The sequence below is a fragment of the Bacillus sp. A260 genome (assembly GCF_009861435.1).
In the GTDB taxonomy this organism is placed as follows: Bacteria; Bacillota; Bacilli; order Bacillales; family Bacillaceae_G; genus Bacillus_A; species Bacillus_A cereus.
Genome location: NZ_CP046398.1, coordinates 1827407 through 1847451, shown reverse-complemented (window position 1 = coordinate 1847451; position 20045 = coordinate 1827407). Strand labels below are relative to the sequence as shown.

Genomic DNA, 20045 nt, shown 5'->3' with positions numbered 1-20045 from the left:
TTTCGTATGACAAAAAAGAAAATAGAAGATTTCTTAACAAACTCCGAAAAAGAGGAACTGCTAGAAAACTATAAATGTTTACGAGAAGCCCGCACAAAAAGCGAAGCTAACTATTTTGGTGAAGCAGTAAACCATCTATTAAATAAAGCAAAACAACGAATTATTAAAGATGCAGGTATACATGATGAAAATGCTGCAACTGTTCAATCAAAGAGAAAAGCACTGTTTTAGCTACATTAGCTAAAACAGTGCTTTTTATTTAGAATTTTTTTCTTTCCATGCTATATTCTCTCTGCCTTTATCTTTCCATTTTTACAGTTTCAAAAGTCATCTAGACCTAAAGATCAACCTAATAATATTAGCCCACGCAAACCATTTTAATAATAGATAAAATAATTGAACTAGTAATGCTACAAACTAAATAAGTTTATTAAATCGCTTCTTTTAAATCTGAATGCGGATTTGGTCCGTATTGATTGTCATTTTCTTCACTTTCAATGATAAAAAATACAAGTAAAACAACGCTACCAAACGGTACAAAATTTAATAGTTGCCACCATCCCGTTTTCCCAATATCATGTAATCGTCGTGCACCAACCGAAAAACTTGGTTTAATCATTACTAACATAAATAGCAACGCAATAATAGCAACTAACACCTCTGAAAATGATGATAAAAATAACAGTAGCCAAAAAATTACGATATTGGATAAACTAAAAATCCAGTACTCTTTTCGCGTAGCTCTACCACTAAAATTCCCATAATTCTTTAGAGCTTTCAAATACCATTGCATTTAAACCTCTCCCTTTTATCCCCAATAAAATTAAAATATGTAATTATTAACAGATAAGTAGAAATATAACACAACATTTATGTAAAATCCATATCCCCATCTAAATTGCCCCCTATTTAAATAGTTTTTTCCTTCGGCATTTTTCACATTACTTTCACATCTATTTCACAAATATAAGTAGTCCGATATGCTAAACTAAGTATATCCTTTTCCAAGGAACTATATGCCGATATATAAATCCCTATCTTTATAGGGATTTTTATTTTTTGATTCCTCATAACTTTGTTACAATACATTTCTTCTACTATTTCTATACTTTTAGTAACTACTTTAATTAAAAGCACATTCATGTATTCACACTCTTATTAATTCTGATTTGCGAAATATTTATACAAGCTTTATGATGCAATTCCTGTTTCACTACTTTCAGTAAGTTTTTCACTTTTTCTAAACAAAAATAAAGCTCCTATATATAGTAAAGTAGTAAAACTACCTATATGTATAAAATTGTGAGATACTGCAAATAACATTCCTGCTATTGCCGCACCAATCATTTGACCAATATACATAGAAGCATTTGCAAGCGCGGCTCCTGTTCCTCTTGCTACACTAGATATGTTTTGTAAGTGCCTCATCATTAATACAAACAAAATTCCTGTCACAAAAAATAAAACAAAGAAAAAGTATTCAACAAAAATAAGACTCTTTAAATAGGGAAGTATTATATACGACAGAACCATACTAAAAAAACATTTCATATGAATATGAAATGTTTTTTTAGTATTCTCTATTCTTTTAATAAATCTAATAATCCATTACCTTCGGATGTACGTTCATACCCTAAAGGTACAGTTCTTTTAATAAGTTGTGCATATATTTCCGGCTCTGATAACTTTCGACCGTATTCTTGCTCACACTGTTTAATGAGCAAGGCAAGCGCTCCAGCAACATGCGGCGTCGCCATGGAAGTTCCACTTAACACTGCATATTTCCCATCTGGATACGTAGATAATATTTCATCACCTGGCGCTACTAGATCAATTTCTTGATTTGAATTACTAAAACATGTGATTTTCCGTTCTAAATTGACAGCGCCGACTTCAATTACTTCCGAGTAAGCACCTGGGTAATCTAGTTCCTCTGTATTATCATTACAATCTCCATTATTCCCAGCAGCACATACGACGAGAACATCCTGCTTTACCGCATTTTGAATTGCTTCATGTAATTCTGGAACATCTTGCGGACCACCAAGTGACATTGAAATAATTCTCACTTTCTCTTGATTCGGCCCTCTCCAATTTACAGCATAATGAATTGCCTCAATAATTTGCTCGTAACTTCCAGAACCATCTCCCGCTAAAACTTTTAATACTAACATTTTAGCAAGTGGTGCAACTCCTAATACACCGACACCATTTTCAGTTGCTGCAATCGTCCCCGCGACATGAGTACCATGTCCGTTATTATCAAGATACACATTTGGATCAGCTTCATAATCTTTTGTGAAATTTCTTCCCCCGATAATACGATCTTTTAAATCTATATGATTAGTATCACACCCTGTATCTAATACGGCAACGACTACATCTTGCCCCTTCACACTCTTTCCCCATACTTGCGGAGCGTGAATCAGTTGTACACCTGGTGGAATTTCATTTACTTGTTCTACAACCTTATTTACGGTAAATGGAATCAATTGTATACCTTTTTGTTTATTCACTGTACTACTCATCGTAATCCCTCCTGAAAATGTATTATTTTCATTTCAGACCACTTTTGAATACGTGTAAATGTAACATTCGTTTTATTCTTTTTGTTTTCCTTCTTTTCAAATATTTCTCAACATCATTTACTAACTCTATACTACTTTTGTATTTCCCCTATGATTTATAGGAAATAACAGCCTGGGTCATTCAACTAATAACCAAAATAAAAGGACCAATTAATGGTCCTCTTACAGTCTTTTAAAAGAATGATATGTAATTTGAAAAATAATATAAATTAAGACTAAACCTCACTCTTGTTTAAAAACTTTTCTATTTCTTTTACTAAATATTCCGCTCCCTCTATCCCAACAGTAATATTTCCATTTGCTAATGATATGTTCTGCTCTGAAACATCACCTGTGATTTGGCAAGCATTGTAAGGTTGATATTTTTGTAAAATGATTTTATCTGCTTCTACAAAAATTTCAAGCGGTGATTTGATTTGTATTCCCAATACATCGCGTAATTCTTTAGGGATAACAATTCGTCCTAATTCGTCTACTTTTCGAATAACTCCTGTTGCTTTCATATTTCTCCCCCCTTTCTCTCTATTAATTTTTTTCACCTCGCTTTTTCCATTTTATCACTTTTTGGCAATACTTGCCTCTTTTTAGAAAATTTTGTACTCGAGTTAAAAAAACACATTTAATGCATACGTAATCTCTCTTTCAATTGTTTTACATAACGGGATCTTATAAGTAAGAAGTATACAACTTGAATACCTATGAAAATACTTAATACAACTGTATTTTCTTTAAACAATGAGTACTCAAACATTTGCCCTAACGCCGTTAAGGCTACTGCCCCATGTAATGTTGCAACACCAATTGGAACGAAGAATAAAAGCGCCAATCGAATTGTAACTACCTTCGATAATTCCCTACTCGTCAATCCAACTTTTCGAATCATTTCGAACAAGCGAACATCATCCTCCAAATCGGAGAATAAACGGAAGTAAAGGAAACTTCCTGCGCAAACGAAAAATACTATACCAATAAAGAAACCTACAAATAAAATCGGTCCTGCAATTTGTAAACTTTGGTTTTGTTCGTACTCTTCCGCACTAAACGTTGACTGTTCTTGATACGGTTTAATTTGATGAGTAAGCTCTTTACCAATTTCAATCTCATCTTTCGTTCTTTCAGTTTTATACATATAATCTTTTGTCTCTATAAATCCATCTTGTAATGAATCATATTGATTATTAGAGATTACATAAACATTTCCTCTTAATATTTTCCCCAATGAAGATGAAGTAACTTTTTTCACCTTTAAACTTTCATTCATATTGGGTAAAGTAATTTCTTTTCTTTCTTTCATCGCTGGCCCTGGTATATCAGCTGACAAAAATACAACCTCTTTATTTGCTACAGTATTAAATGGTTCTCCTGTTAACTTTGCATATTCCTTATAATCTGATTCTTTTATAAAAGTGGCGCTTCTTAACGACTGTTCCTCCGTTTTCTTTGTCGAAATATTAGTTTTTGAAGCTGCTATATTATGTTTCTTTAATCCTTTGTCAATCATTTGTATATGTTGTGATTCGTTACTATTCCCTTGCTTAGAATGGTAATGAAACGCAATTGGTCTCTCCATTATCCCTTTCGTCATGGATGCGAAGCCGACTAATGTCCCTATTGCGGAAAATGCTACAGTAGAAATAATGGTTACAATAAAGAACATTCTTGCGTTATCTCTCATGCGATACGCTAAATCTGATAACGTAATAATATTAGTCTGTGTCCAATAGAAACGTTTACTTTTTTTACATAATCGAATAATAAAGACACTCAGCTGCTTGTACAACAAATACGTCCCAATAATAACTACCGTTGTAACAGGAATCATCATAATAAATACCATTGCGCCATGCGATAGAAGAGCTCCTACATAGCCAGCACTAAGCAATACTACTGCTAATATTGAAGAAATGATTGATGCTTTCGGTTCCGGTTTTGCCTCTGCTGATCCTCTAAACAACTTCATAATTTTATTTTTACGAATCATTCCTGCACTAAACAATGATATGATCATAAATAATATGAAAAACATAATACTTGTTACAACAATTGCTTTCATCGGTATGTAATAGGATAAGGAGATATCTAGTTTTAATATCATCGGGGCGACAAATAGTAATACCCCTGAAAATAACATACCTGAAAGAATACCAAAAATAATTGCCCCTATTCCAATCATAATATTTTCAAAAAAGATAAGACGCTTTAATTGATATTTCGTCATACCTAGCATCATTAAAATTCCTAGTTCACGCTTTCTCGTTTTTAAAAACATTCCCATCGAATATAAAATAAAGAATAATGTAAATAAGTAAATAATAGACTGTGCAAAAGACATACTTACGAATACGTACTGACCTAATTCTCCTGCACTTAATGCCGGATGAAACGCAAAAAATGAATACACAAAAAAGGCCATAATTGCAAATGCACTACTCAAAAAATAGGCTGAGTATGTCCGTCTATTTCGGGTTACATTCCGATATGCTAGTTCTCTAATGTTCATATTACTTCTCCGCCCTTCTACTATCTATGTTTTTATATTAGTAAAGTGCGGAAATACCTTCCATCGATTCAAATGACAAAAACCTTACATTTTTGAAAGGTTTAAAAAAATTGCTTATACGTAGTACTTTATTTATAATGACTACATTCATATTCATACACACATCCTATTGTATATTCGTTAGTTTTGCGAAATAATAAAGGATAGAAGTATGTACCATTATACATATAAACTTATTTACCGCTTTAATATGAATAGGAGGAAAACATAATGACATTACAAGAACAGATTATGAAAGCATTACATGTTCAGCCTGTAATTGATCCAAAAGTTGAAATTCGTAAACGAGTTGATTTCTTAAAGGATTATGTAAAAAAAACAGGCGCAAAAGGATTTGTACTTGGTATTAGCGGCGGCCAAGACTCTACATTAGCAGGACGCTTAGCACAACTTGCAGTTGAAGAAATTCGTAACGAAGGTGGTAATGTAACGTTTATTGCCGTGCGTCTTCCTTATAAAGTACAAAAAGATGAAGATGATGCACAATTAGCATTACAATTCATTCAAGCAGATCAATCTGTTGCATTTGATATTGCTTCAACTGTTGATGCTTTTTCAAATCAATATGAAAACTTATTGGGTGAGTCATTAACAGATTTCAATAAAGGTAACGTGAAAGCACGTATCCGTATGGTTACTCAATATGCAATTGGTGGACAAAAAGGGTTACTTGTTATCGGAACAGATCACGCTGCAGAAGCTGTAACAGGGTTCTTTACAAAATTCGGAGATGGTGGTGCAGATTTATTACCATTAACGGGATTAACGAAGCGCCAAGGACGTGCATTATTACAAGAGTTAGGTGCAGACGAGCGACTTTACTTAAAAATGCCAACAGCTGATTTATTAGATGAAAAACCAGGTCAAGCTGACGAAACAGAGTTAGGTATTACTTATGATCAATTAGATGATTATTTAGAAGGTAAAGCAGTTCCAGCTGACGTTGCAGAGAAAATTGAAAAACGTTACACAGTGAGTGAGCATAAAAGACAAGTACCAGCGTCAATGTTTGATGATTGGTGGAAATAAATAAAACATAAAAAAGAAGCTAATCTTCATTTAGCTTCTTTTTTATATGTTAACGATATACCCCTACTCTTTTCTCCAATAAATCTTGCAAGCAATCTTCATGTTGTTTACAAAATAACGGTGGCATGTCGTCTAACGGGAAAAACTTCAAATCCAACGTTTCATCACCATCTACTTTTTTGTCACCTCCAACTATTGAGAATGAAAAGAACATCACAATTGACTGGGCCTTGTCTCCATTTGGATATGATTGAAAATATTTTGTATACACTCCAATAAGCTCATTTATTTCTACATCATACCCGGTTTCTTCTTTTATTTCCCGGATTGCAGTTTCCGCAGCTGATTCTCCTATCTCCATTGCACCACCTGGAAATCCCCAAGCGTTAAAGTCTCCTCTTTTTTGCAGTAATACTTCTCCATCTTTATTAAATACACAACCACCGGCAAAGTTTAAGAAAACATAATCATGTCCTACTTTTTCACGTAATTCTTTTATATAATTCGCCATTCTCTTTCCCCTTTTCATACTTCTTCTATCGCTATTTTTTATCTTTTTCAAGCAATTCAATGATTCGATCTAGCTTCTGGTTCATATTAATCACGTGGTGTTTCTTTGCAACGCTGCTTTGTAATACTCTTCTAATAAACAAAGTAAATGATATGAAAAACAAAACGATAAGTCCGATTACTAAACAAGTATATATCAATGTGAAAATATTACTTTCGAACAAGTTCATTCAGCATTCACATCCTCTCCTTTTTATTTTATCACATAATTCCCAATATTTTAAAGTGATCAACAAATATAAAAAGAGCATCTTTTACAGATGCTCTTTCTCATTGCTTAATACGTAAATGTAATTGTCGCCAATGAATAACCAGCCAATGCACTATAAGGCGCTACTTGATAAGACACACGCTTTGCACCTTTTGGCCAATTTATTTCATTTAATACTTTCTTTATATCTTGCATCGTCCCATCCATGGACTGCTTATATCGTACTTCTACTTTTTCTGGTTTGGCTGCAAACTGTTGCTGCAATTTTTGCTTAAATTCATTATAATTTTCTGCTCCGTATTCTGCAGATAAGTATTGTAAATTTGTTTCTTTTAACATCTGCTCATATACGACAGTCTTTGAGCTACCAGCTTTTATTTTATTTGTTAATTCACCAAAATAACTTGTAGTTGCCGCTGGATATTTGCTACGATCCCATTCATGATCTTTACTTAACTGTTCGTCAGACATATTAAAATATGAGTAAGTTACACGCCCTGCTTTATCTGGTACTGGATCATCAAATGTAGTATCTAGGTGATACCATTTGTTTTCAATGTTCACTAAATTCCACGCGTGAGCTTGTCCATTTCCTGTGCCTGTTACAATATGATTTTGAATACCTGCCTCTTTTAACAACTCATACGTTAATAATGTATATCCTTGGCAAACGGCAGAACGATTCGCTAATGCTTCATATGCTGTATACGCTTGATAAGACGTATCATAAGACACATGCTTAACAACGTAATCGTGAATAGCTTTTACTTTCTCATGCTCATCCATCCCTGGTTTTACAATTGATCCAACAATTGATTTCGCCTGAGCTTTTACATATTGAGTTTGTTCTTTTGATTCACGGTATTTTACTTGCAGTGTAAACGTATAGTCCCCTGGCATTCCTTTAATAGAATATCTAGTAGACGCTACATTATATTTTACATACTCATCAGCATCTACAATTTTATTAAACTCACCATACAATTGATCCATAATATTTCTAGCATTTCTATCTTTTGTTTTATATGTGATTGTAATATTTTCTTCTCGATTATCAATCTGTTTTTTTAATTCTTTTCTGAAATCATCTAATAACTTTACATCTGATTGTGCTGTCACTGTAGTCGGATTTGTAGCTGCATAAGATACAGATGATGCTTGTAAGCCTCCCATTACTATAGTTGAACAAAGTGCGGCAGCTGTCACATACTTACTTGTCTTTCCCATCTTGTCACTCCTTATATTCTATAACTATACGAAAAAGTATCGTATAGTTTCAGAGTATACAATACTTTTTCGTATAGGTCATATGAGATTATGCATATTAACTAATTCACATAAAAAGGTTGTTCTTTTTAAAAGAACAACCTTTTTTCATTAGCATGTTTGTAATACACAGCATGTATTTTCAAAACGTTGATTTTTCAAATCTTCATTATTAATACAGAAATATAGCATCCCTAGTTCTCCCCAAACCATATTACAATTTTTATGATCTGAATCAATTTGGAATAAAAGAGTCATTTGCTGCGGGTCTACTCCCATATATTCTCCTGTCTCATATAACACTTCTTCTTGTACAGAGAATGGCTCACCAAACATTTGATGGTTATCGTAGTTATCTGGAATTAGCTCTTCAAGTAATTGCAAGAAACGATCTGAATCAGCCTCATCTTCAATGAAAAGTTCTGGTAATTTGTATGTCAGTTCAAAAGTAATTGCACACTGGTTATATTTCGCTTGTATTTCATTTTCTCTTCGTAATTGCTCTACAGGAACATCATAATAAAGTACACGCCCAGCTTCTGTTAGATTCACATTTTCTTCAAAATAATTTTCAATGCAAAAGAAATACAGCATCCCCGTCTTAGGAAGATTGTGATCCATACCAACGTTTTGTAAATCACTTAAGTTAAATTGCGCGATAAATTGTAGTGGATTTCCTTTATGCTTTGGATATTCAAATAAAGCTGGTAGATCAGGAACTCCTCCCATTTTCGAACTACCTATCGCAACAGTTCCCTGCTGCTTTGGCACAACTTTTATACAAGGAAATACAGTATTAATAAGTTCTTCTTTCAAGTGTGTTAGTTCATATTTATCAATTAATACTTCAATTTTTTTATTCATAAATTCTCCTTACATTTACATACTTATTTATATCATAGTACAAAGATTATACTTCATTCTTTACAAAATCAACAAGCCTCCCAAAAACGGGCTTATCCTTCGTACGCGAACAAGTTTAAAAAAGCATACTATACATTGTTCCTACAAACATGATAATTCTTTAGTTCTTCCAGTACATTTTCCCCTCGTTCATTTTTAAATATAAGGAGGAATTCCACATGGGTTACGGATATAGTTGCTGTGGTTACGGATACGGTGGCGGCGGTTGTGGTTACGGAGGTTTCGCTTTATTAATCGTTTTATTTATCCTTCTAATCATCATCGGAGCTAGCTGTTGGGGCGGCTTTGTAGGCTGCTAGTAAACTAAAAAACTATTGTAAAAAAGCACGTACAATACGTGCTTTTTTGCCATTTCTAAATCTTTCATTCGAAAGGAAGTATGTTTAATGAAGATTGATGGTGTTTTTGAAGGAGGCGGTGTGCGCGGTATTGCGCATGTCGGGGCAATTTGCGCGTTAGCCGAAAAAGGTTATGAATGGGAACGTGTAGCTGGTACATCGGCTGGTTCGATTATTGCAGCGCTCCTAGCGGCAGGATATTCTTGTTCAGAGTTAAAAACGATTATAACTGATATTGATTATAATAAATTTACGAAAAGAACTTTTATTGATAGAATTCCTTTTATCGGCAAGGGACTCAGTGCATGGACTACTCTAGGTATATATTCTAATGTATTTATAGAAGAATGGATTGAAGAATTACTTCGAAAAAAAGGTGTTCATTTATTTACTGATTTACCGGATCTAAACAAACTCAAAATCATCGCCTCTGATATTAGTAATGGTAAAATGGTTGTCTTTCCTGACGACTTACCAAACTACGGATTTTTAAATTATCGCTTCTCTATCGCTAAAGCGGTAAGAATGAGTAGTACAATCCCCTTCTTCTTTGAACCGGTAAAATGGAGAACTCCAAAATGGAAACAGCCTTGTTATATGGTTGATGGAGGAATTCTAAGTAATTATCCAATTTGGATCTTCGATTCACCTACCGCTCCTCGCTGGCCGACTTTCGGATTTCATTTTGTAAAAGATGAGATTCAAGCTGATCCTGCTCACTATAACGAGCCTATTTCCATGTTAAAAGGACTATTTAAAACAATGATGCAAGCTCATGATTTACGTCATTTAGATAAGGAATCAAAAGCAAGAACGATTACAATTCCAACAGGAACGATTACAAGTACTAATTTTGAACTGACAAAGGAAGAAAAAGAATGGCTTTACAATTCTGGTTATAACTCTGCTAATAAATTTTTACAAGCTTGGAACTTTAGGCAATATATCGATGAATATAGAAAAGGAAATCAAGACCGAAAGACAAATCGATTTTTTCGTCAACTTGACTCATAATATTATTACTTTGCTTATAAATACGAGAACGTTTAACAACTTAATAATAAATAAGCCTAGTAATTTCTTATATTACTAGACTTATTTATTATTATATAATCTCGTACATTGTTTAAGGATACGTTAACCCTTCGGCTTCCTCTGCAGTAATAACTATGTAACGATTTCCCGTTCTTAATCCTAACAGTTCTGCTTTTTCAATCGCTTCTTGCTTCGTCTCTGCATAAGCAGCTAAATATTTTTCTCCATTGATCATTTGGCAAATTACATATTGTTTCATTACTTTCTCCTCTTACTTTTTCATTAGTTGTGCAAGTTTTTTTATACCTATTTCAATTTCTTCTAACGTTGCGTATGAATACGATAGGCGCAAAAATTGATTTGCACTTCTATCATATAAAGTACCTGGGTTTAATAAAACCTTTTCTTGCAGAGTTTTATCAAATAAACTGCGATATGAAATGGGTACTTTTATATGTACCCATATATAAAATCCCCCTGTTGGTTCATGCCAAGTTGCTATTTCACGAAGATATTTATCTAACATTAGTAACATAAAATCTCTTCGTTTTTTCAATTCACTTCTTACAAAGCGCAAATGCTCATCATATAGACCATTTGTAAACCACTCTGCTGCAATTTGCTGGGATATAGTGCTTGAACCATAATCTGTTTGCATTTTTATGTCTGACAATCTTTGAATTACTGGCTCAGGTCCAACAATCCATCCAATTCTTAACCCTGGACTAATTACTTTGGACATGCTTCCAATATGTAGTACGATTCCATTTTTATCATAGGCTTTTAAAGGTTTCGAACAAGGTGCATCAAACCATAAGTCTTGATACACTGCGTCCTCTATAATAGGTAATCCAATTTCATTACATATTTCCATCACTTCTATTCGTTTCTTCGCATTCATACTAAAGTTCGTTGGATTATGAAAAGACGGGATTGTATATAAAATAGATGCATTAAATTGCTTCTTATATTTTGTAATATATGATGTATTTAAACCGTTCTCATCCATTGGTATTCCAATGAAACGCATTCCTGCGGATTGAAAAACATTAAGCGAGTATAAATAGGATGGTTTCTCTAATAAGATGGATGCCCCTTTTGGAAGAAGCCCCATAGAGATAAGTTGCAGCGCTTGAATTGCTCCTGAAACAATTAATATAGAGTCAGGAGATACACATATACCATGCCCCTTTAAGTATTCGGAAATCTTTTCCCTTAAATAAAAATTTCCTTTCGGCTCTTCATACCCAAGCGTCACATTTGACTTTAAAAGCTTATTCATAATTTCTTTCATCTTTTTCTCAGGTAAGAGACTCGGCGCGAGCTCACCTGTTCCTAATCGAATTACATGTGGATAAAATTCAGCTTGATTAATCTCCTGAATAGCTGGGAGATTCGGATAATGAAGTCCTGTTTCTACATAAGACTGCCAATTAGGCGGGGGTGCGTAAGTTGAAGCATTCTCATTATTATTTACAACAATTGTTCCTTTCCTGCCATTCCCTTCTATGTATCCCTTTGCAACTAGTTCACCGAAAGCCATTACAATTGTGCTTCGATTCACACCAAATGTATGTGCCAAATCTCTTTGTGAAGGTAATTTCGTTCCAACGGTCCATTCTCCATTAACGATCCTTTCTTTTATATACGTTTCTATTTGTTTATACAGAGGAGTCGCTAGAGACATATTCGGTTTCCAAACGAATCTTTCCATTATATCACCTTATATTCTTTTTGGTTGGTAACCTCCCCAACCATATGGATGGATACAAATTTTCATTTCTTCTATACAATATACACTATCATAATGAATTAAAATAGGAGGTAATATGATGAGTGAAGCAATTATTCATGGTATCATTCTTGCATTTGGACTTATCATTCCATTAGGTGTACAAAATGTTTTTGTCTTTAACCAAGGTGCGAGCCAACCAAACATTTGGAGGGCAGCCCCTGTAGTATTAACTGCCTCTATATGTGATACGTTACTCATATTGATTGCAGTGCAAGGTGTCTCCCTTGTACTCCTTACTTTTTCTTGGCTAACTAACTCGTTATATATAATTGGATTTTTCTTTCTCCTATACATGGGCTTTGTTATTTGGAGAAGTAACCCTTCCAACGATGTAAAACAAGAAAAAAGTATGCCCTTAAAAAAGCAAATCCTTTTCGCAGCATCCGTTTCGTTATTAAATCCACATGCTATTTTAGACACAATCGGTGTAATTGGAACAAATTCTATTCAATACATAGGAAGTGAAAAATGGGCTTTCACACTTGCAACTATTATCGTTTCTTGGATTTGGTTTATAAGCTTAGCGTTAGCGGGGAAATTTCTAAAAAGACTAGACTCAACCGGAAAGACAATTTTATTATTAAATAAATTTTCTGGTCTCATCATATGGGGTGTCGCGCTTTATATGTTAAAACAAGTTATTTATTCTTAATGAACGAAAGAGAATTGCATGTTACTCAAAACATCATGCAATTCTCTTACAAATTATGAAGTAGGCTCTGGTTTCTGTTTTACCGTCTTTGCATCCTTTGCTGGTTTAATCCAAATGATTGCTATGATAGCACCAATGGCAGCGAAAATACTTGTCAAATAAAACACTTCATGGTCCGCCCCTTTCATGAAAAAAGAATATAAAGGTGGTCCAGCTGCTACACCGATAAATCGCATTGAACTATAAAATGACGTAACCGTTCCCCTTTGCTCCTTTTCAATTCCTTGTGTAATGAGGGCATCTAAACATGGGAGTGCCATACCAATCCCTATCCCCATAATAACGAGACAAAGAAGTAGTAAATAAATCCCTTTTATAAATAAAGGAATGATGACTGATGCAGCTGCCATTAAAAAACCAATATAAATACACTTCTTCATAACATTTTGATTATCTCCAATTTTTTTACCGGCCATATATGAACTAAGTGACAGTACAAGTAACGGGATAGCAAGCACACACCCTTTCCATATACCATGAATGTCATACTTTGATTCCAGTATAGTCGACAAATAAAAGAGAATTCCGAATAAAATAAGCATAATAATTGCACCTAATGCAAAAATGGCAATTAACCATCTTCCTTTTTCTCGAAACGTAGACAGAATAGATTTTATAAACTCTTTAAGTGGTGGTACTTCTCCTTCTTGTTTCTTTGCCTTTACTAGAACAAGCAACAAAACAATTGATATGACACATAAAACTGGAATCGCCCAAAATGGTAAGAACCATACAATGGCAGCAAGAGCAGATCCTAAAATAGGGCTCAGCACTTTTCCAAATGTATTGGATGTCTCAATAATTCCCAGGCCTGTACTAACTTGTTTTTCGTCTTTGTATAAATCACCAACACACGGTATAACAACCGGCATTGCCCCAGCAGCACCAATACCTTGAATCGCTCTACCGATTAATATCCAAGTGTAGGGATTATCAACTTTCCAAGATACCCAACCAGTTATAGCTCCTCCTATAGCCGCAATCAGCAAACTCGGAACCATTACCATCTTTCGTCCCCATCTATCTGATAAATAACCAACAATCGGTATAAGTAAAATGGCTACGATAGAGTAAATTGTAATAATCATGGATACTTGAAACGATGAAATATGTAATTTCTTTTCAATTGTCGGCAAGATTGGAATGAGCATTGAATTCCCTAATGTCATGACAAGTGGAACTGATGCAAGCGCAATTAAACAACAGTTTTCTTTTTTTAACATGTTGATTTCGGAACCTTTCATCATATATTTCTTACCATATAATAGCCCTGCTGGAACATAATTTTCATTCCACCAGGGCTATTACATCTTTAATACTTCCCATTCACAACAAAAGAAATTGGGTAAAATATAGTATTACTTTTATTCTTTGAATTCTGTTCGCAATATATTCATACCAATTAATTGAAAAAAAAAAAAGAAAGGAAGAATCCTTCCTTTCTCCTATAACCTTCTACATTTAGCGAGTATATCCGCCACCAAGCTGTTGTTCTGCCATCGCTACTAGGCGTTTTGTGATTTCACCGCCTACAGAACCGTTTGCACGTGAAGAAGTATCAGCTCCAAGTTGTACACCGAACTCTTGTGCAATTTCATACTTCATTTGATCTAAAGCTGCTTGTGCTCCATGTGATGCTAATTGATTAGAATTACGATTTCTAGCCATTACCAATCACCTCCTTATTTATATATAAATTGTGTTAAATTCAAATTAAAATACATGGAAATTTTTGGTTATTTTTTACCATAAAAAAAGAGCCTCTAAAACGAGACTCTCACATCATTTCACATTACGAACTTACTACTTCTAATTTTCTATTTATTAATACTTTCATTTCTTCTTTTAATATCTCTTTTGAATTATGTCCAAACCATTCTAAGGAAGCAAAAAGATCCGTACCTCTCACTTCCTGAATAATCTCATCATAATTTACAATACCTTCAAATAACGGAACCATACCAATACGACTTCCTGCTGCAGCATATACATTATTAGGTTCAAACACATGCAAATAATCCGCTGAAGATATATTCTTAAAATGGTAATGTAGTGTCCACGGCTTTAATCGATGGAAACTGTCTATTGGATCTGCGCCAGACTCCCATATATGAAGAAAATCAAGATTTATTTTTAAATTCGGATGGTTTACTTCTTCTAATAGTTCTATAGTAGAAGGCAATGTGTCCGTTAGTGTATTGGGATGTGTTTCTAACAGCACATACATATTGTGCTGAGCAAATACATCACAAATCTTACGTATTCGCTTTACATACTCTTTTCTCTCTTGTTCCGAGAAGTCCTTGCTCCCTTTTTGCCCAGCAAACGTGCGAATTTTATTCGTATTAAACCAATTAGCTAGTACTACAAGTTGTTCACTTTTCTCTATCGTTTTTTCAAAATCTGCTGATAATGATATATCTAAGTAATCACTTATCATCGTAATTTCTAAGTTTTTATCCTTTAGAAAATTCAATTCTCGTTCTGTCGTTTCACGTTCTTGCATGTACAAATTTTGTGCATGCGTCCCCCATAATTCAATTCCTTCAAAACCGTTTTCATATGCAAATTGAACAATATCAGTAAATGAAATTAATTGATGACGAAATGAAATGGTACATAGCGAATATTTCATAGCATTAAACTCCCCTATCTTAAATTCAGTTAGCTTATTAAAGAGTTGCGACAGATTGATTTGTTTTCATACCTTTCCATGATAGAAACTGTCTCTCTAATTCCTTCTTAATTTGCAGTTCAATTGCATTCATTTCATCCAGTTTTTCAATAATCGATACTAGCATACCTTTATTATTCGTCATTGCCATTTTAATTGCACGATACTGTACATTTGTAAATCCTTGTACAATATCCTCTACCCGATCACACCAATAATCAAATTCTTGCTCCGAATATTGCAACGTTTCACGGAAGTATGCAAAGGCATGCTCATAACTATATTTACGAATTGCAAGTACTGGTATTTGTTTTACTGCTGCTACAAGTCCAGAAAGCGCATATCCTTCTTCCTCATTTGCCATTTTTACAATTAAATTTTTCAGTTCCATAGTCAGTTCATTGTCGTTCTTTTTGAATGTTTCTGTGAAATAACTAGCTACTGTTTCTTGCGTTGGCTCCCCAATTCCTTCTATATCAATGAAATAACCTCCACCAAATGGGTTATCTTGAATAGAGTGAAGTACTTTTTCTCTTTCCATATTTCCTTCCCAACGAAAATCAGGATCTAGCATGAACCACTCTTCTTCTTTCTCTGTTTTTGATATCATTAAATAATGTGGAAACGGTTTTTGATGAAATTTATTTTCCCTCTCTGGTAATAGAGACATATCAACCATTACAATGACATAACGATTTTCCGGCTTGTTTTCTACTAATTCTAAAAACGTTTCTACATTGCTATCTTTATCTTTTGCATGATCATACCATTCGTTTACTTTAATACCGTACAATTTTTCAAACCAAAGTAAATAATGATCATGGTTAATGTTTTCAGAGTGATATGAAATAATTCCGCCTTCTGTTATATCAAAATCTCCATCCCATAGTCCAAAATAAAATGGACGAAAATCAATGTCGCTACGCCTTTTTATAATTTCACAAAAACAACTCACTAAACAGTGCACTTTAATTGAAGTCATACTCTCATCCACTTTCCTAAAGGTTAGTTATTCACATTTACTTCCTGTAACGGCTCTAACTCCTCCATAAAATCAAGCAAAGATCCTACAGTAAGAAATGCCTTTGGATCTACCTCATCCTCTGGAACGCATAGCTTTACATCCATTTCTATGTATACAATAAGCTGTAACATCATTACCGAATCTATATATAAATCTTGATTTAAGCGCATCGTTTCTTCTAAATGCGTTACATTTTTCAGTTCCATTTTTTCTATCATAATTTTTAACACGGCATTCTTTAACGCTTCCCGTCTCATGTTGTAACCTCTCCCATCTCTAGTAACTTTCTACTTACTTTTCCGGTTTTATTTTTAGGAATTTCATTTACACTTTCAATTTCATACGGAACTTTATAAGAAGGTAAGTGCTGAATACACCATTCTCTTATTTTCACTGGATCAACATGAGAGATCACTTTCGCTTTAACTATTTCGCCCATCACAGGATGTTTCCCTCGATATACAATTGCCTCTTGCACACCTTCCAATCGAAGCATCGTTTCTTCTACCTCTATAGGAAAGACTTTTAATCCTGAAACATTAATTACATCGTCCATACGCCCCATAAAATGAATGCCACGCTCAGATTTATAACCTAAATCTTTCGTGAAAATTTCCTTATCATTCATTTTCACGACGATTTCTTCCGGTGCATTTTCATCTGAACCTATGCTTATACTCGCATGAGGTAGAGGGTTTCCTAAATCTAAATGGCTCTTCATATCATGACATATACTAATACAACCTGCTTCAGAACAACCGTATTGCTGCATCATATATGTTGTCATTTCTTTTAGTTTATAAAATAGTGCTTCTGGCAAAGGCGATCCTGATGTCATAATTTTATGAAACTGGAACGTTCCTAATGGAAAACTCCCCATAATGTGTAACATAAGTGGTACTGCATATATGATATGTTTTTCTGTATTGCGAACTATATTTAATGCGAATTTAGGATTTTTGTTCGTAATGATTACAGGTTTGCTCCCCCTCGTAATTGCTGATAACGTACCACATATTAGTCCGTATGAATGTGAAACAGGAGCCATAACGATTGGCACTTCATCTACTTCACAGTTTAAAGCTTCATTATAGGCAGTAATTTCTGTATCAACTTCCGTCCATGCTCTACGAATCAGTTTCGGTTCTCCCGTAGTTCCCGAACTATATTGCAATAAAGAAGGCTCTTCTAGTAAAAAGTTCCCTACTTCTAATTTTGTAAAATCGCCATATTCTCCATATAAAACTCCTACACAATTTGCACGCTTTGCCATTTCAATAGCCGTTTCTTTTGGCGTATCTTCATGTATAAGTAATACTGATGATTTCTTTTCTTTTAAGAAAAACACAAGCGTAATAATATCGAATGGATCTTTCAGACAAAGTGCAAATCTATTTCCTTCTGCTTCTTGAAATTGTTCCATTTCCTCATAAACTTGTAATCTCAAATTAAAATTACTTTTGCTATACTCTTGTTTATTAACGATTAGCATAATTTCCCCCTGTAACAATTGATTTTTGTTTCATAAGTTTTCTTACTCTATACAATGGATTTGGAACTTCATGAACAAGCGATTCCACATCCATATATAATCGACGTTTCGTTAATTGTTCAGCATAGAATGTAGGTGCATATAATTGAATATTTTCAAATCTACCTTTCAAATGTGGATATATTCTTAAATGATCTTCAATTTCTTCAACAACCATCATCCAAAAATGTTCTTCTTTCAATCCATATTCATCCGCAAGTACGAATGCTAATTCTCCTAAATTAAACAGGAATAGTGCATCTAACACCATCTCTTGCAAACATTCAATGCCATCCATTTCAAAGAAATCATTCATTTTTCCATTCGCATATGTTTTATGCATTTTAGTAAAGTCGGGACATTTGTCAACTTCTTTCAAATATGGACGATAAAACTCAAGCCCTTCATGAAAATCCTTTAACGCAATACGAACAGGCACCCCTTCTTTATGGACTAGAATCATATTTTGTCCATGTGATTCCAGTGCGATGCCATGCTCTACAACAAGATGTATAACTGGTATTATCGCTTTTTGAATAAGTAATTGTAGCCAATCCTTCATTCCATATTTATTCAACCACACATCAATAATTGGTGTACCATCTTTCTCTTTAGCGTATAAACCATTAAAAGGAATTGCATCCTCTTGTGCATCTAAATACTTATGAACGCTTTCGCGCCAAATACATCCTAATGAACCATATATAGCTTTCTTATTCGTGTCATACGTTACACTTGAAAACTCACTTAACAAGATTAAACGTGCTTCATCCATTAAATAGGCGTCATTATTTACAACATCATTTAACCAATTTGATATTACTGGTGCACTCACAACAGAGTATGGTTTCAGCGTACGAAGTGTTGAAGTGTTGAGTAAATTCATCGATAATTTAACGTACGGTTTCTTTGGACTCGTAATATTTCTTAACGTTCTCATTGACTGTTGCGCGCAATAATCGTCCTCTGATGTTCCTAAATAAATAATAAATTTACCCTGTATATGATCCGCATAATTTGAAATGATGAAATTCTCCCACTGCCATGGGTGAACAGGTATAAACACGTACTGTTTTGGATTACATCCCTTATTACGAATTCGTTCCATAAACTCTTCTAATTTACGATCGCCAATCTCCTCTTTTAAAAGGTTGTTATACATCACTTCATTCTCATAACCTACAGTCGCATAATTCTTATGTGCTGCAATCCATATGAGTTTTATTGGCTGCATAAATTCATAACCATATTGAAAATTGTCACGATATTGAAATCCAACACGTGCTTTATAACTAGGATGGTATGGATGGCCATCTATTAATTGGCTTTCAAACTCATCGTAAGATTTTTGAGTATATTCTCTCTTATTATTTCTTTCATATTGTGCAATCGTGTCTTTAAATATTGTTTGTTCTAATTCTTGCATAAAAGAATCTAATTTAGCTTGTTCTACACTAGTAACCCGAAAAACTTCTTCTAGAAATTGCGAGACAGACTGTATTTCTTGCTGTTCATCTTGAACTCTTACTATTAATGAGTCTAACGAAATACGTCCAAATGTCATCCGTTCCCTGCCATAGCATTTGTACGTGACACTTTTGTCTTCTTCATCAAGTCCTTGTATTAGAAAAAGAAGTTGTTCTTCTTTTTCTATGCGAACCGGTGTAATAATCCCCTCATAAATTAACGATTCTACTAATTGACGTAGCACTCTTCTTCGTACTGAAATGTAATCTTCTGATTCGAGCGCCTTCAATACTTTCGTATGATACATGTCCACTCTCATAA

The 20045-nt window shown here is 34.0% G+C and carries 23 protein-coding genes and 1 pseudogene; 5 read left to right on the top strand and 19 right to left on the bottom strand.

Features of this window, described 5'->3' with window-relative positions; all coding sequences use genetic code 11:
• Window positions 1–6: 6 nt before the first annotated feature.
• Entirely contained in the window at window positions 7–231 is a 225-nt protein-coding gene (locus GD442_RS09445) for a hypothetical protein (protein ID WP_000162602.1), read from the top strand.
• Between the two features lie 199 nt (window positions 232–430).
• Here the strand turns inward: GD442_RS09445 and GD442_RS09440 are convergent, their stop codons facing one another.
• The 6 genes and pseudogenes from GD442_RS09440 to GD442_RS09415 all read right to left on the bottom strand — a co-directional run bounded on the left by GD442_RS09440 (window position 431) and on the right by GD442_RS09415 (window position 5088).
• Entirely contained in the window at window positions 431–793 is a 363-nt protein-coding gene (locus GD442_RS09440; protein WP_159365081.1) for a DUF805 domain-containing protein, read from the bottom strand.
• Between the two features lie 143 nt (window positions 794–936).
• Window positions 937–1143 carry a hypothetical protein gene (locus GD442_RS28365; RefSeq protein WP_001101741.1) on the bottom strand — a complete coding sequence of 69 codons (207 nt, stop codon included), beginning with the start codon at window positions 1141–1143 and terminating at the stop codon, window positions 937–939.
• Window positions 1144–1191: 48 nt separating this feature from the next.
• A pseudogene (locus GD442_RS09430) lies at window positions 1192–1539 on the bottom strand (MFS transporter); the annotation flags it as partial.
• A 41-nt stretch (window positions 1540–1580) separates the two neighbouring features.
• A complete protein-coding gene (locus GD442_RS09425) occupies window positions 1581–2528 on the bottom strand; it encodes a serine protease (RefSeq protein WP_000099762.1) in 948 nt (315 codons plus the stop codon).
• 275 nt (window positions 2529–2803) lie between these two features.
• On the bottom strand, window positions 2804–3091 hold the full coding sequence (locus GD442_RS09420; protein ID WP_000648324.1) for an AbrB/MazE/SpoVT family DNA-binding domain-containing protein: 288 nt from the start codon (window positions 3089–3091) through the stop codon (window positions 2804–2806).
• Between the two features lie 116 nt (window positions 3092–3207).
• Window positions 3208–5088: an FtsX-like permease family protein gene (locus tag GD442_RS09415; protein ID WP_001026005.1), complete on the bottom strand. Its 1881-nt coding sequence runs from the start codon at window positions 5086–5088 to the stop codon at window positions 3208–3210.
• A 270-nt stretch (window positions 5089–5358) separates the two neighbouring features.
• Between GD442_RS09415 and nadE the strand changes: the two genes are divergently transcribed.
• The gene (nadE, locus tag GD442_RS09410; RefSeq protein WP_000174904.1) at window positions 5359–6177 is read left to right on the top strand and encodes an ammonia-dependent NAD(+) synthetase; all 819 of its coding nucleotides are present in this window, start codon (window positions 5359–5361) and stop codon (window positions 6175–6177) included.
• Between the two features lie 49 nt (window positions 6178–6226).
• Here nadE and GD442_RS09405 read toward each other — a convergent pair whose 3' ends face one another.
• The 4 genes from GD442_RS09405 to GD442_RS09390 form a co-directional block, all read right to left on the bottom strand.
• On the bottom strand, window positions 6227–6688 hold the full coding sequence (locus GD442_RS09405) for an NUDIX hydrolase (protein ID WP_000024992.1): 462 nt from the start codon (window positions 6686–6688) through the stop codon (window positions 6227–6229).
• A 31-nt stretch (window positions 6689–6719) separates the two neighbouring features.
• Window positions 6720–6917, bottom strand: a complete 198-nt coding sequence (locus tag GD442_RS09400; protein WP_001048104.1) for a DUF4083 domain-containing protein — start codon at window positions 6915–6917, stop codon at window positions 6720–6722.
• Window positions 6918–7024: 107 nt separating this feature from the next.
• Window positions 7025–8185, bottom strand: coding sequence for a transglutaminase domain-containing protein (locus GD442_RS09395; protein WP_000520865.1), 1161 nt, complete (start codon window positions 8183–8185; stop codon window positions 7025–7027).
• A gap of 150 nt (window positions 8186–8335) precedes the next feature.
• Window positions 8336–9088, bottom strand: coding sequence for a YwqG family protein (locus GD442_RS09390; RefSeq protein WP_001034843.1), 753 nt, complete (start codon window positions 9086–9088; stop codon window positions 8336–8338).
• Between the two features lie 218 nt (window positions 9089–9306).
• Between GD442_RS09390 and GD442_RS09385 the strand changes: the two genes are divergently transcribed.
• Complete coding sequence (locus GD442_RS09385) at window positions 9307–9447, top strand: YjcZ family sporulation protein (RefSeq protein ID WP_000540419.1); 141 nt, start codon at window positions 9307–9309, stop codon at window positions 9445–9447.
• 87 nt (window positions 9448–9534) lie between these two features.
• Complete coding sequence (locus GD442_RS09380; RefSeq protein WP_000686808.1) at window positions 9535–10500, top strand: patatin-like phospholipase family protein; 966 nt, start codon at window positions 9535–9537, stop codon at window positions 10498–10500.
• Between the two features lie 112 nt (window positions 10501–10612).
• Here GD442_RS09380 and GD442_RS09375 read toward each other — a convergent pair whose 3' ends face one another.
• Window positions 10613–10780 (bottom strand): DUF3933 family protein, encoded by a 168-nt coding sequence (locus tag GD442_RS09375; protein ID WP_000816389.1) that lies wholly within the window; start codon window positions 10778–10780, stop codon window positions 10613–10615.
• A gap of 12 nt (window positions 10781–10792) precedes the next feature.
• Window positions 10793–12235 carry an aminotransferase-like domain-containing protein gene (locus GD442_RS09370; RefSeq protein WP_000439421.1) on the bottom strand — a complete coding sequence of 481 codons (1443 nt, stop codon included), beginning with the start codon at window positions 12233–12235 and terminating at the stop codon, window positions 10793–10795.
• Window positions 12236–12353: 118 nt separating this feature from the next.
• Between GD442_RS09370 and GD442_RS09365 the strand changes: the two genes are divergently transcribed.
• Entirely contained in the window at window positions 12354–12968 is a 615-nt protein-coding gene (locus GD442_RS09365) for a LysE/ArgO family amino acid transporter (RefSeq protein WP_001287303.1), read from the top strand.
• 53 nt (window positions 12969–13021) lie between these two features.
• On the opposite strand, the gene bcbE is transcribed toward GD442_RS09365, so the two are convergent.
• The 7 genes from bcbE to GD442_RS09330 all read right to left on the bottom strand — a co-directional run bounded on the left by bcbE (window position 13022) and on the right by GD442_RS09330 (window position 20043).
• Window positions 13022–14251, bottom strand: coding sequence for a bacillibactin exporter BcbE (gene bcbE, locus GD442_RS09360; RefSeq protein ID WP_159365241.1), 1230 nt, complete (start codon window positions 14249–14251; stop codon window positions 13022–13024).
• 238 nt (window positions 14252–14489) lie between these two features.
• Window positions 14490–14696, bottom strand: a complete 207-nt coding sequence (locus tag GD442_RS09355) for an alpha/beta-type small acid-soluble spore protein (RefSeq protein WP_000113545.1) — start codon at window positions 14694–14696, stop codon at window positions 14490–14492.
• Between the two features lie 124 nt (window positions 14697–14820).
• Window positions 14821–15663, bottom strand: a complete 843-nt coding sequence (locus GD442_RS09350; protein WP_000877681.1) for a sugar phosphate isomerase/epimerase family protein — start codon at window positions 15661–15663, stop codon at window positions 14821–14823.
• Window positions 15664–15700: 37 nt separating this feature from the next.
• Window positions 15701–16684 (bottom strand): DUF6005 family protein, encoded by a 984-nt coding sequence (locus GD442_RS09345; RefSeq protein WP_000200705.1) that lies wholly within the window; start codon window positions 16682–16684, stop codon window positions 15701–15703.
• 23 nt (window positions 16685–16707) lie between these two features.
• Window positions 16708–16983, bottom strand: coding sequence for a petrobactin biosynthesis protein AsbD (gene asbD / locus GD442_RS09340; RefSeq protein ID WP_001250560.1), 276 nt, complete (start codon window positions 16981–16983; stop codon window positions 16708–16710).
• Window positions 16980–18218 carry an AMP-binding protein gene (locus tag GD442_RS09335; RefSeq protein WP_000909585.1) on the bottom strand — a complete coding sequence of 413 codons (1239 nt, stop codon included), beginning with the start codon at window positions 18216–18218 and terminating at the stop codon, window positions 16980–16982. Before GD442_RS09335 ends, asbD begins: the two co-directional genes overlap by 4 nt.
• Window positions 18205–20043 (bottom strand): IucA/IucC family protein, encoded by a 1839-nt coding sequence (locus GD442_RS09330; protein ID WP_001261830.1) that lies wholly within the window; start codon window positions 20041–20043, stop codon window positions 18205–18207. The genes GD442_RS09335 and GD442_RS09330 overlap by 14 nt, the downstream gene beginning before the upstream one ends.
• Window positions 20044–20045 lie beyond the last annotated feature (2 nt).